Origin of the sequence: Microbacterium sp., assembly GCF_035554235.1 — a bacterium.
Classification (GTDB): Bacteria; Actinomycetota; Actinomycetes; order Actinomycetales; family Microbacteriaceae; genus Microbacterium.
Window position 1 is genome coordinate 1 of record NZ_DATMIO010000176.1, and the last position, 12,109, is coordinate 12,109.

13 protein-coding genes are annotated in these 12,109 nt (G+C 70.7%); 3 read left to right on the forward strand and 10 right to left on the reverse strand.

Annotated elements, in window-relative coordinates; all coding sequences use genetic code 11:
• Positions 1-357: 357 nt before the first annotated feature.
• From VNT50_RS08840 to VNT50_RS08855, 4 genes are read right to left on the reverse strand one after another with little or no spacing between them, the layout of a single operon-like run.
• Positions 358-1,701, reverse strand: coding sequence for a dihydrolipoamide acetyltransferase family protein (locus VNT50_RS08840; protein WP_325484746.1), 1,344 nt, complete (start codon positions 1,699-1,701; stop codon positions 358-360).
• Positions 1,702-1,754: 53 nt separating this feature from the next.
• Positions 1,755-2,720, reverse strand: coding sequence for an alpha-ketoacid dehydrogenase subunit beta (locus VNT50_RS08845; protein ID WP_325484756.1), 966 nt, complete (start codon positions 2,718-2,720; stop codon positions 1,755-1,757).
• An 8-nt stretch (positions 2,721-2,728) separates the two neighbouring features.
• Positions 2,729-3,859 (reverse strand): thiamine pyrophosphate-dependent dehydrogenase E1 component subunit alpha, encoded by a 1,131-nt coding sequence (locus VNT50_RS08850; protein ID WP_325484747.1) that lies wholly within the window; start codon positions 3,857-3,859, stop codon positions 2,729-2,731.
• A gap of 4 nt (positions 3,860-3,863) precedes the next feature.
• On the reverse strand, positions 3,864-4,973 hold the full coding sequence (locus VNT50_RS08855) for a histidinol-phosphate transaminase (protein WP_325484757.1): 1,110 nt from the start codon (positions 4,971-4,973) through the stop codon (positions 3,864-3,866).
• A gap of 64 nt (positions 4,974-5,037) precedes the next feature.
• Between VNT50_RS08855 and VNT50_RS08860 the strand changes: the two genes are divergently transcribed.
• Positions 5,038-5,430 (forward strand): phage holin family protein, encoded by a 393-nt coding sequence (locus VNT50_RS08860; RefSeq protein WP_325484748.1) that lies wholly within the window; start codon positions 5,038-5,040, stop codon positions 5,428-5,430.
• Between the two features lie 3 nt (positions 5,431-5,433).
• On the opposite strand, the gene VNT50_RS08865 is transcribed toward VNT50_RS08860, so the two are convergent.
• Together VNT50_RS08865 and VNT50_RS08870 are read right to left on the reverse strand one after the other, a co-directional pair.
• Positions 5,434-6,750, reverse strand: a complete 1,317-nt coding sequence (locus tag VNT50_RS08865) for an alpha/beta hydrolase (protein WP_325484749.1) — start codon at positions 6,748-6,750, stop codon at positions 5,434-5,436.
• Complete coding sequence (locus VNT50_RS08870) at positions 6,747-7,022, reverse strand: hypothetical protein (RefSeq protein WP_325484750.1); 276 nt, start codon at positions 7,020-7,022, stop codon at positions 6,747-6,749. The genes VNT50_RS08865 and VNT50_RS08870 overlap by 4 nt, the downstream gene beginning before the upstream one ends.
• 121 nt (positions 7,023-7,143) lie before the next feature.
• Between VNT50_RS08870 and VNT50_RS08875 the strand changes: the two genes are divergently transcribed.
• Entirely contained in the window at positions 7,144-7,674 is a 531-nt protein-coding gene (locus VNT50_RS08875) for a low molecular weight protein-tyrosine-phosphatase (protein ID WP_325484751.1), read from the forward strand.
• Positions 7,671-9,050, forward strand: a complete 1,380-nt coding sequence (purB, locus tag VNT50_RS08880) for an adenylosuccinate lyase (protein WP_325484752.1) — start codon at positions 7,671-7,673, stop codon at positions 9,048-9,050. Before VNT50_RS08875 ends, purB begins: the two co-directional genes overlap by 4 nt.
• A gap of 22 nt (positions 9,051-9,072) precedes the next feature.
• Here the strand turns inward: purB and VNT50_RS08885 are convergent, their stop codons facing one another.
• The 4 genes from VNT50_RS08885 to VNT50_RS08900 all read right to left on the reverse strand — a co-directional run bounded on the left by VNT50_RS08885 (position 9,073) and on the right by VNT50_RS08900 (position 11,819).
• Positions 9,073-9,381 (reverse strand): amino acid transporter, encoded by a 309-nt coding sequence (locus VNT50_RS08885; RefSeq protein WP_325484753.1) that lies wholly within the window; start codon positions 9,379-9,381, stop codon positions 9,073-9,075.
• Complete coding sequence (locus VNT50_RS08890) at positions 9,378-10,058, reverse strand: acyl-CoA synthetase (protein ID WP_325484754.1); 681 nt, start codon at positions 10,056-10,058, stop codon at positions 9,378-9,380. The genes VNT50_RS08885 and VNT50_RS08890 overlap by 4 nt, the downstream gene beginning before the upstream one ends.
• 103 nt (positions 10,059-10,161) lie before the next feature.
• Positions 10,162-10,374 (reverse strand): putative acetyltransferase, encoded by a 213-nt coding sequence (locus VNT50_RS08895; RefSeq protein ID WP_325484755.1) that lies wholly within the window; start codon positions 10,372-10,374, stop codon positions 10,162-10,164.
• Entirely contained in the window at positions 10,368-11,819 is a 1,452-nt protein-coding gene (locus VNT50_RS08900) for an SDR family NAD(P)-dependent oxidoreductase (RefSeq protein ID WP_325484758.1), read from the reverse strand. The genes VNT50_RS08895 and VNT50_RS08900 overlap by 7 nt, the downstream gene beginning before the upstream one ends.
• Positions 11,820-12,109: the final 290 nt, after the last annotated feature.

A 12,109-nucleotide genomic window follows, 5' to 3' on the forward strand; every position in this document is an offset into this window, starting at 1 on the left:
CGTGACCGGGCACTGACCGGATGGTCGATGTGCCATGCGTCCCCACCAGGTCGCCGGGCGCAGCTGTCGACGATTCACGTACTCAAGTCTGCGTTTGCGCTCACGCAGACTTGAGTGTCCGCGGGCGTTCCGCAGGTCGACTCAAGTCAGCGTTTGAGCTCACGCAGACTTGAGTGCCCGCGGGCGTTCCGCAGATCGACTCAAGTCTGCGCTCAGGCAAGCGCAGACTTGAGGACGTAAAGAGAGAACATCGGCGCTCCCGCGACACGCCGGTGACGCATTCGGTCGGCGCCCCGCGACACGCCGGTGACGGGCCATCCCACACGACACGCCGGGTGACGGGTCCGGCCGGCGCCCTCAGTCGAGCAGGAGCGCGGGCTCCTCGAGCACCGACGCCACGTCGGCGATGAACCGCGACATCCCGTCGCCGTCGACCACGCGGTGATCGAACGACCCGGCGACCGTCGTCACGAAGCGGGGACGGACCTCGCCGTCGACGACCCACGGCTTCTGCCGGATAGTCCCGAGCGCGACGATCCCGGCCTCGCCGGGGTTGATGATCGGCGTCCCGGCATCCATCCCGAAGACCCCGATGTTCGTGATCGTGATCGTCCCCCCGCTCTGGTCGGCGGGGGTCGACCTGCCCTCGCGCGCGGTGAGCGTGAGCTTCTCGAGCGCCTTGGCGAGTCCTCGCAGGTTGAGGTCCTGGGCATCCTTGATGTTCGGCACGAGCAGGCCGCGGGGCGTCGCCGCGGCGATTCCGAGGTTGACGTAGTGGCGCAGCACGATCTCGGCGCCGTTGTCGGTGTCAACCCATGCGGCGTTGACGTGCGGGGTCCGCCGCACCGCCCAGATCACGGCCCGCGCCATGATCAGCAGCGGCGATACGCGCACGTCGGCGAAGTCCGGCGAGGCCTTGAGCCGCTTGACGAGTTCCATCGTGCGCGTCGCGTCGACATCGACCCACACCGTGACGTGGGGCGCGGAGTAGGCGCTCTGCACCATTCCGGATGCGACGGCCTTGCGCACACCGCGCACCGGGATCGCCTCTTCCCGAGGGTTGTCGCCCGTCACCGCCGCCGCGGAGGGCGCATCGGCCGGCGCCGCCGCGCGCGACGCGGGCGCGACCGGAATCTTCTCCTCGCGAACCTCGCCCCATTCGGGAGTCTCGATGTTGCGGAACACGCTCGCCTGCGACGCGTGCTTCACCACGTCCTCGCGGGTGACCTCGCCCGCCACGCCGCTCGGCTGCACGCCCGCCAGGTCGACGCCGAGGTCGCGAGCGAGCTTGCGGATCGGGGGCTTCGCCACCACTCCGACGGATGACGCGACCGGCCGCTCGGCGGGCTTGCGGCGCCGCGACTGCACCTGCCCGCCCGTGCCGTATCCGACGAGCACGGCGCCGCCGCCCTCGACATCCGATCCGCCGTGCACGGGGATGTCGGCGGGAGTCGGCGACGCGGCATCCTCGATCGTGATGATCGCCGCGCCGACATCCACCGTGTCGCCCTCACCGGCGAGCAGGTCGCCGACGACCCCCTCGAAGGGCGAGGGCAGCTCGACCAGCGACTTCGCCGTCTCGATCTCGACGAGCACGTCGTTGACGGCGACGGTGTCGCCGGGCGCGACGTGCCACGACACGATCTCGGCCTCTGTGAGTCCCTCGCCGACGTCGGGCAGATGGAAGGTCTGGGTGCTCATCCGATTCCTTTCCGGCGGTGCGACGGATGTCTCCCGCGGGGGTCGATTGTCGCTCAGTATGCGAGGGCGCGGTCCACGGCCTCGAGCACCCGGTCGGCGTCGGGCAGAAAAGCGCCCTCCAGCTTCGCGGGCGGGAACGGGGCATCGAATCCCGACACGCGCAGCACGGGGGCCTCGAGGGAGAAGAACGCCTTCTCCATCACGGTCGCGGCGACCTCGCTGCCGACGCTCGCGAACTGCGGCGCCTCCTGTGCGTACACCATGCGCCCAGTCTGGCGCACCGAATCGAGGACCGGACCGAAGTCGACCGGAGACAGCGAACGCAGGTCGATGACCTCGCAGCTCGTGCCCTCGGCCTCGGCGAGCGCGGCCGCCTGCAGCAGCGTCGTCACCATGGCCCCGTGGCCGACGAGGGTCACATCCGTGCCGCGGCGCACGACGCGGCTCGCGTGCAGCGGCGCGGCGCGGGCGGACTCGTCGATGTCGCCCTTCTGCCAGTACCTGCTCTTGGGCTCGAGGAAGATGACGGGATCATCGCTCGCGATCGCGTCCTGGATCATCCAGTACGCGTCGTTCGCGGTCGACGGGCTCACCACGCGCAGCCCCGGGGTGTGCGCGAAGTACGCCTCGGGGCTCTCCTGGTGGTGCTCGACGGCGCCGATGTGGCCGCCGTAGGGGATGCGGATGACGATGGGCATGCTGATCGCGCCCTCGTGCCGGTTCGTGATCTTGGCGAGCTGCGTGGTGATCTGATCGAAGGCGGGAAAGACGAACCCGTCGAACTGGATCTCGCAGACCGGGCGGAAGCCGGCCATCGCGAGCCCGATGGCCGTTCCGACGATGCCGGACTCCGCGAGCGGTGTATCGAGCACCCGGCGGTCGCCGAACTCGGCCTGCAGGCCCTCGGTGACGCGGAAGACGCCGCCGAGCGGCCCGATGTCCTCGCCCATGAGCAGCACGCGGTCGTTCTCCGCCAGCGCGCGGCGCAGTCCCGCGTTGAGGGCGCGGCTGATCGGCATGGATGTCGTCACGAGGCGTCTCCGTCGTACGAGGCTTCGTAGTCATCGAGCCACGCGCGTTGTTCGTCGATGCGCGGATGCGGCTCGCTGTAGACATGGTCGAAGATGAGCGATCGGTCGATCGTCTCGAGCTTCATGGTGCGGGCGCGGGCATCGTCCGCGATCGCGCGTGCCTCGGCATCCGCGTCGGCGAAGACCGATGCCGATGCGCCCCGGCCCTCGAGGTAGGCCCGCATCCGGAGGATCGGGTCGCGCTCGGCCCACGAGCGCTCCTCCTCGTCGCTGCGGTACTTCGTCGGGTCATCGCTCGTCGTGTGCGCGCCCATGCGATAGGTCATCGCCTCGATGGCGCGGGGGCCGGCCCCGGCCCGGGCCTCGTCGAGGGCCACGCGTGAGACCGCGTAGCTGGCGAGCACGTCGTTGCCGTCGACGAGGAGGGTGGGGATGCCGTAGCCCTTCGAGCGCTCGAACAGCGGCGTGCGCGACTGCGTCGCCACGGGCACCGAGATCGCCCAGTGGTTGTTCTGCAGGAAGAAGACCTGGGGCGTCTGGTAGCTGGCCGCGAACACCATCGCCTCGTGCACGTCGCCCTGGCTGGAGGCGCCGTCGCCGTAGTACACGATGACGGCGGCATCGCTCTCGGGATCGCCCGTGCCGCTCTTCGCGTCGAGCGCGAAGCCCATCGCCAGCCCGGTCGCGTGCAGCGTCTGCGACCCGAGCACGAGGGTGTAGATGTGCGTGTTGCCGTTCTTCGGGTCGGTCGGATCCCAGCCGCCGTGCGTCAGCCCGCGCATGAGCCGGATGATGTCGACGGGGTCGACGCCGCGGATCATGCAGACGACGTGCTCCCGGTACGACGGGAAGAGGTGGTCCTGGGGGCGGGCGGCGCGGGCCGATCCGACCTGCGCCGCTTCCTGCCCGTAGCTCGGCGGCCAGAGGGCGAGCTGCCCCTGCCGCTGGAGGTTGGTCGCTTCGCGGTCGAACGCGCGGACCGCGACCATGTCGCGGTAGAGCTGCTCGAGCTCGCTGTCGGGAAGGGCCTCGATGAGCGGCAGATAGGGCTCGGCGGCCGCCGTCGGGGCGAGAGTTCCGTCGGCCGCGAGAACGCGAACGAGTTCGGTATCCACCGGAGACGTCATTGTCCTACGCTAACGCCCGGCCGGAGTGCGCCTGCGGGAGGTTGCGGACAACGGATGCCGCGATCCCTAGGACCCTGTCCACAGACTCATGCTCCCCCACGGATATACGCAGCCCGTCGCCCGCGAACGGGCGGACGATCAATCCGGCCTCGTCGAAGGCCTGCGCGATCTCCATCGTCTCGTCGCCGGCGGGCAGCCAGACGAAGTTGCCCTGCGCCTCGGGAACCCGCCAGCCCGCCGCACGAAGGCCGGCGGCGAGCCGGTCGCGCCGCTCGACGATGGCGGCCACGCGCCCGCGCAGCTCGTCTTCGGCATCGAGGCTCGCGAGGGCCGCATCCTCGGCCTGCGCCGTGACCGACAGCGGGATGGCGACGGTGCGGGCGGCATCGAGCACCCGCGGATGGCCGATCGCGTAGCCGATCCGCAGGCCCGCGAGCCCGAACGCCTTCGAGAACGTGCGCAGCACGACGACGTTGGGATGGGCTTCGAAGATCGAGGTGGCGATGCCGTCGACCGCCTCGGGGTCGGTGACGAACTCGGCGTATGCCTCGTCGAGGATCACCAGCACGGTCGGGGGCACGGCCGCGATGAACTCCTCGAACTCGCTCTGCGTGACGATCGGTCCGGTCGGATTGTTCGGCGTGCACACGATGATGCAGCTCGTCCGGTCGGTCACCGCGGCCGCCATGGCGGGCAGGTCGTGCCGGGCATCGTCGGTCAGCGGCACCGCCACGGGCGTGGCCCCGGGCACGAACGCAAGGCTCGGGTACGCCTCGAACGAGCGCCACGCGTAGATCAGCTCGTTGCCGGGCGCGGAGGTGGCGAGGGCGAGCTGCTGCAGGATCGACACGCTCCCGGCGGCGACGTGCACCCCGTCGGGTTGCACGCCGTAGCGCGCGGCCAGGCGCGCGCGGAGGCGGCCGGCCGAGGCGTCCGGGTAGCGATTGACGGATGTCGAGGACCGCAGCGCCTCGAGCACCGAGGGCAGCGGGTCGAACGGATTCTCGTTGCTCGACAGCTTGAACGCGTCTGCCCCCGCCTGTTTGCCCTGCCGGTAGGGCGGCAGGGCGGCGATCTCGGGGCGGATGCGAGGCAGGACGGGCTCGGACGGGATCACCCGTCGAGTCTAAGAGTCCCGGCACCGCCGGATTCGATGGGGACGTGTGAAAATGGCGTCCATGCGCTTCCTCATCCGCGTCGTCATCAACGCCTTCGCCATCTGGGTCTGCACTCTCATCCCCGCGCTGACCGTGATGGTCACGGCGTTCCCGCCGGGCGAGACGCTGCAGTACGTGCTCACCCTGCTGATCGTCGCGGCGATCTTCGCGATCGTGAACACGGTCATCGGCACCGTCGTCAAGATCATCGCGATCCCGCTCTACATCCTGACCCTCGGCCTCATCTCGCTCGTCATCAACGGCTTCCTGCTGTGGCTCACGGCCTGGATCACGAGCTTCTGGGGCTGGGGCCTCACGGTCGGCGACTTCTGGTGGGGCGTGCTCGCGGCGCTGCTCATCACCGTCATCAACTGGATCTTCGGCATCATCCTCCGGCCCCAGAAGGACGACTGAGCGTCACGGACGCTCGGCCGCGTACTCGACGACATCGACGGATGCCGCCCCCTCGAGCTCCCGGAACACCTCACGCACGGCATCCACTCGCGGGTCGTCGGAGGCGTCGACCAGTTCGGCGGTATCGGTGTACCCGGCGATGCCGTGGGCGGGCATCCGCAGATCGTGCGTGCCGAGCGCCGGATCGGCGAGCCGCTCCACCGTGAAGCTGCCGGTCGCTCCCGCGCCCGCGGGGGAGCCGCCCCCGGCGAGCGCCGAGACCGGATCGTCGACGTGGCGGAACGACACGTTGAGGGTGGATGCCGGCACCTCGGCCTCGATGGGCGAGCCGAACGAGACCAGGGTGCGCACGTCGAACTCGCCCTCGACCGCCGTGCGGCCCGCGATCATCGCCCCCTGCGAGTGCCCGAAGGCGTGCACGACGTCGCCCGCGGTGGCACCCGACGCGCGGAGCGCCTGCTGCACCGCCTCGTGCGAGGGCGAGCGTTCGCCGGCGTAGAGCTGCAGGTTCGACTGATTGTCGAACGGCTCCTTGCTGCCGACGGCCATGGTCTGCGTGCCCGCCACGTACACCGCGAACTGCCTCGTGCCGTCGGGCATCGTGTATCTCTCCACCCGCACGCGCGCCTGCCCGCCGCCCGGAATCCGCGCCGCGGCCGCGGCCAGCCCCGCGGGCGGTGCCACGGCGCCCGCGGCTCCGCCACCTGCACCCGACGCCTGGCCGATCGGCCGCACCTCGACCGCGGGCGGCGGGCCCGTCAGCCGCGATCCGGATCGCACGAATCCCGCCCCGACGACGGCGAGTCCACCCATCAGCGGCCCGACCAGAAGTCCCAGGCTCGCGAACTCGGGGCGCCCGAGCAGCGCCGTCGCGCCGACCGACTGGAAGGTCAGCGCCGAGGCCCAGGTCAGACCCCGCCACAGGGTGTCGATCCGGCCCTGCCACACCGCGGTCGGGTTCCGCTGCTCGATCGCGTCGATCGCGGCCCTGTACCGGGCCTCCGCCGCCGTGTCGCCCGAGGTCGCGGCGGCGTTCTCCAATGCGGTCAGCTCGACGACCTCGTAGACGTCGGCGGTATAGCGGAGCGCGGTCGCCAGGTCGCGGCACTCGAGGGCGGCGGCATCGGCGCGGGGCGAGAGGGACTGCAGGTGCATCTCGGTCTCCGTCCGATCCACGTCGGCGCGCGCCGCCCATTGGAAGCGCTCGGCCGCGCCCTCGATGTCGACCGCGAGCGCGTCGAGACGGGTCGCGACCGCGCGCAGCGTCTCGGTGTCGACGGCCACGATCCCCCCGGAACGGATCTCGATGTCATCGCTCATGGGATCAGCGGGGCCAGGGCCTCGAGGTGCCAACGGCGGTCGGCGACCACGTCGGTGATCGCGTCGTCGGCCGCGGCGGCCAGGGCCGCGACCTGTCGCTGGATGTCGTCGATCCGTTCGTGCACGTGCCGCACGGCATCCGACTGCCAGTCCATGTCGGCCGCGAGCGTGCGCGCCGCCGACGCGGACGCCTCGAGATCATCGCGGGCCTGCCGCAGCAGCATCAGCGCCGCGTCGGTGCCGAGGAAGGATTGAGAGAGGGTGTGGGACACGTCACCGAGTGTGCGGCGCGAAGCGCCGCGCCCGGGGCCGTCGGGGAGAGATCGTGGAGCCGGCACCGGCGATTCCGGCTGTGCAGGAGACGACGGCGCGGCATCCCGGCACAATGGTCACGTGACTCCGCCCGGCGACGCCCCGTTCCGCGTCGTGTTCGTGTGCACGGGAAACATCTGCCGCTCCCCGATGGCGGAGGTCGTGTTCCGTCGATTGGCCGAGAAGGCGGGCCTCGGCGACCGTGTCGCGTCGACGAGCGCGGGCACCGGCGACTGGCACGTGGGCGAGCGCGCCGACACCCGCACGATCGCCTCGCTCGAGCGCCGCGGCTACGACGGCACGCGGCATCGGGCCAAGCAGTTCGACTCGGCGACCTTCGCCTCGAACGATCTCGTGGTCGCCCTCGACCGCAGTCACGCCCGCATCCTCCGCAGCTGGGCGCGCGACGACGCCGAGGCCGACAAGATCTCCCTTCTGCTCGACTTCGATCCGACGGCAGGCGACGCGGTGGACGTGCCCGACCCCTATTACGCCGACGACGGAATGTTCGACACCGTGCTCGGTATGATCGAGAGCGCCAGCAGGGCGCTCTTCCAGCAGCTCGAACCCGCGATCCGGCCGTCCGCCGCCCGACCCGGAGGACTCCCGTGACTTCCCTTCCCCCCCAGCCCCTCAGCCCCCTCGACGGGCGCTACCGCGCCGCCGTCGCGCCGCTCGCCGACTACCTCTCGGAGGCCGGCCTGAACCGCGCGCGCGTGGAGGTCGAGGTCGAGTGGCTGATCGCGCTGACCGACCGGTCGCTGTTCGGGACGTCGCCACTCTCGGAGCCCGACAGCGAAGCCCTTCGCGCCCTCTACCGCGACTTCGGCCAGGCCGAGATCGACTGGCTCGCCGAGCGCGAGGCCATCACCCGCCACGACGTCAAGGCGGTCGAGTACCTCGTTCGCGACCGCCTTTCGGCACTGGGCCTCGACGCGGTCGCCGAGCTCACCCACTTCGCGTGCACGAGCGAGGACATCAACTCCCTCGCCTACGCGCTCACCGTCAAGCGCGCCGTCGAGCTGGTCTGGCTGCCGAAGCTGCGCGGGGTGACCGGGGCGCTCCGCGACCTCGCCGTCGAGCACGCGGGGGCCGCGATGCTCTCGCGCACCCACGGGCAGCCGGCGACGCCGACGACGATGGGCAAGGAGATCGCGGTCTTCGTGTGGCGCCTCGAGCGCGTGGCCGCCCAGGTCGCGGCATCCGAGTATCTCGGCAAGTTCTCGGGGGCGACCGGCACGTGGTCGGCGCACGTCGTGGCCGCTCCGGAGGTCGATTGGCCCGAGGTGTCGCGGGCGTTCGTCGAGTCGCTCGGGCTGACGTTCAACCCGCTGACCACCCAGATCGAGTCGCACGACTGGCAGGTGGAGCTCTACGATCGCGTCCGCCACGCGGGCGGCATCCTGCACAATCTGGCGACGGATGTCTGGACGTACATCTCGCTCGGATACTTCGCGCAGATCCCGGTGGCCGGCGCGACGGGCTCGTCGACGATGCCGCACAAGATCAACCCGATCCGTTTCGAGAACGCCGAGGCGAACCTCGAGCTCTCGGGGGCGCTGCTGGCCTCGCTCGGTTCGACGCTCGTGACGAGCCGCCTGCAGCGCGATCTCACCGACTCGACGACGCAGCGCAACATCGGGGTCGCGTTCGGGCACTCGCTGCTCGCCCTCGACAACCTGCAGCGCGGGCTCCGCGAGATCTCCCTCGCCGAAGACGTGCTGCTCGCCGATCTCGACGGAAACTGGGAGGTGCTCGGCGAGGCGATCCAGACCGTGGTGCGCGCCGAAGTGGTCGCCGGCCGCTCGAGCATCACCGATCCGTACGCGCTGCTCAAGGAGCTCACCCGCGGGCGCCGCGTCGGGGCCGCGGAGCTGGCCGAGTTCGTCGAGGGCCTCGAGATCGGGGATGCCGCGAAGCAGCGTCTGCTGGCGCTGACCCCGCCGACCTACACAGGGCTCGCCGCCCAGTTGGTCGAAGGGCGCTAGAGCTTCGACAGGCCGCGGGGCACTAGCCCTTCGGCAGGCCGCCCGGGTCGGTGTCGGGGCCCGTCGCGTCGTCCTCGGGCAGCAGCACCGGGCGATCGATCGGCTTCTGCACCTGCGCCGGGTCGACGGCCAGCATCAGCATCGCGAGCCCCAGAAGCACGACGATGAACGTGATGCCGGCGACGACGAGCGAGAGGGCCCAGACATCCTTGCCCTGCGCGATTCCGGTCGTGACGGCCGTCACGATGCCCGCGAATGCGGCACAGCCGAAGGCGATGGCCAGCAGGTGCAGCGGACGCAGCAGGTCGCGCCGGGTGGGCTCGTCGGTCATGCACCCTCCTCGGCGCGAGGTGTGGATGCGGCATCCGTTGTGATGGATGGCTCGCGCTTCGGCGAGAATCCGGCGATGCCGAGGTAGACGGCGACGATCGCCGCGTAGGCGCCGAACACGCCGACCGCGATCGTGATGCCGGTCAGGGTGAACGTCTGGTCGGCGTCGGGGATGTAGTAATCGAGCACGTACTGCCCGGGCACGATCAGCAGGCCGAGTCCGAGCACCGCCGTGATCACGCCGACCGTGAATCCGTCGCGCTCCTCCGAGCGCGCGGCGGACCGCTCCGCGGCATCCGCTCGCTGCGCGTGTCGAAGCGCGCGCCAGCCGGCTATGCCCTCGGCGAGTCCCGAGAGAAGCGCCCACGCGATCACCACGGAGAAGAAGAGGGTCGTCGAGCGCAGCGTCGTGAGACCGCCGATCATGCCGGCGACGATGCAGAGCGCGCCCATCAGCACCGAGAGCCAGCGGCGCCCCGCGGGGTAGACGAGCCAGGCCGCGGCACCCCAGATCAGGCCGGTCGCGATGGCGAACCCGCTGAACACCGAGAGCCCGACGATCGCCGAGTGATCCGGCGAGAAGGTGATCATGAGCGCCGCGATCGCCGCGAAGGCGGCGCGGGCGAGCTGCACGTGACGCACAGCGAGGCGCGTGCCGGCGGCGGGAGCGGTGGACATGACGGATCCTGGGTCTGCAGAGGGGATGCCTCCAGTCTAGCCGCCGCCGGGTTGACGACCCCCGGGGCCCGTCGCGGCGCCCGGTCGGCCCTCGCGGGGCGGTTCAGGTGCGCCGGACGCGCGGCTCCGGTGCGGGCGGCACCTGCTTCGCGGCGATGACATCGGCCACGGCGATGCGCTCCAGGCCGCGCTTGCCGTCGACGACGAGCGTCGTGGCGTCGGCGCTGATCAGCGTGCCGAGCGCATCCGTGGCCTGCCCCGTCGCCAGCCGGTACCGGACGACGACCCTCATGCCGGGCGTGGGGATCTCTACCACGAGCCGGGCGAGTAGTCCTTGAGGAAGACGCCGAAGAGGTCTTCGCCTGCTTCGCCGCGCACGATCGGATCGTAGACGCGGGCCGCCCCGTCGACGAGGTCGAGCGGCGCATGGAACCCCTCTTCCGCGAGGCGCACCTTGGTCGGGTGCGGGCGCTCGTCGGTGATCCAGCCGGTGTCGACGCTGGTCATCAGGATGCGGTCGCTCTCGAACATCTCCCGCGCACTCGTGCGGGTGAGCATGTTCACGGCGGCCTTGGCCATGTTGGTGTGCGGGTGACCTGGGCCCTTGTACCCGCGGCCGAACACCCCCTCCATGGCGCTGACGTTCACGACGTACTTGCGGCGTGCGGCGCTGGAGGCCATCGATGGACGCAGCTTCGAGACGAGGAGGAACGGTGCCGTCGTGTTGGCCAGCTGAACCTCGAGCATCTCGAGCGGGTCGACCTCGTCGACGTGCTGCGTCCACGAGTTGACGTCGTGCAGGTCGGGGATGAGACCGCCGGCGTCGATCGCCGTGCCGGCCGCCAGTCGCTCGAGCGAGCTCGATCCGGGCGCCATGGCCTGCTCGGTCAGCTCGTCGGCTCGCGCCGCGGCCGCCGCGAGGATCGGATGCGCCGTCACCGACCGCTCGAGCGCGCGCGGGTGCTGGTCGTTCGTGTGACCGAAGGTGACGAGCTCGGGCAGCGGTCCACGCGGGAGCGGTGCGAGCTCGGCATCCACCAGCGGCTGGTACGCGCCGGGAGAGCGGCGCACCGTCTGCGTCGCGTTGTTGATCAGGATGTCGAGAGGCCCGGCCGCCGCGACATCCTCGGCCAGCCCGATGACCTGGGCTGGGTCGCGCAGGTCGATGCCGACGACCTTGAGCCGGTCGATCCACTCCGGCGAGTCCGGCAGGCTCGTGAAGCGCCGCACGGCGTCGCGCGGGAAGCGCGTCGTGATGGTCGTGTGCGCGCCATCCCGCAACAGCCGTAGCGCGATGTACATGCCGATCTTCGCGCGGCCGCCCGTGAGCAGGGCGCGCTTGCCCGTGAGGTCGGTGCGCGCGTCGCGCTTCGCGTGGCTCATGGCCGCGCAATCGGGACACAGCTGGTGGTAGAACGCGTCGACGATGGTGTGCGGCTGCTTGCAGATGTAGCAGGCGCGGGCCTTGATGAGCGTGCCGGCCGTCGGCGCGGTCGTGGTCGTGCTGATCGGGATGCCGCGGGTCTCGTCATCGATGCGATCGGGCGCGCCGGTGGCCGTGGCGTGGATGACGCTGCGGTCGGCATCCGCGATCTCTGCCCGCTTCTCCAGGCGGCGGCCCTGCTTGACCGCCTTGTACATCTTGGCGGTGGCGTGGCGCACGGCGACGAAGTCCGGGTGCGTCTTGTCGATCTCGGCGAGCCGGGCGAGAACGCTCAGCGTGACGGCGAGCTCGGCGGGGTCGATGCCGCTCGGCTGCATCGCTGCAGCCGGGATGTCTGCAGACTGGATGTCGGCAGCCTGGATGTCGGCAGCCCAGTGGTCTGCGGTCTCGGAGGGCACACGAGATTCTACCGGCCGGCCCCTGGGCGAATGTCGAGTGATCGGCGCGCGGCCTCGGTCTACTCGGCCGCTTGCGTGGCGCGCGGGGTCATGAACCACTCGACGAAGCGGTGCGCGCGACCGTCCTCGGCGAAGTGCACTTCCCAGAGATTCGAGTAGTACTGGTGGCCCGGATAGTCCACGTGCCCCTTCACGATCCCCAGCTTGTC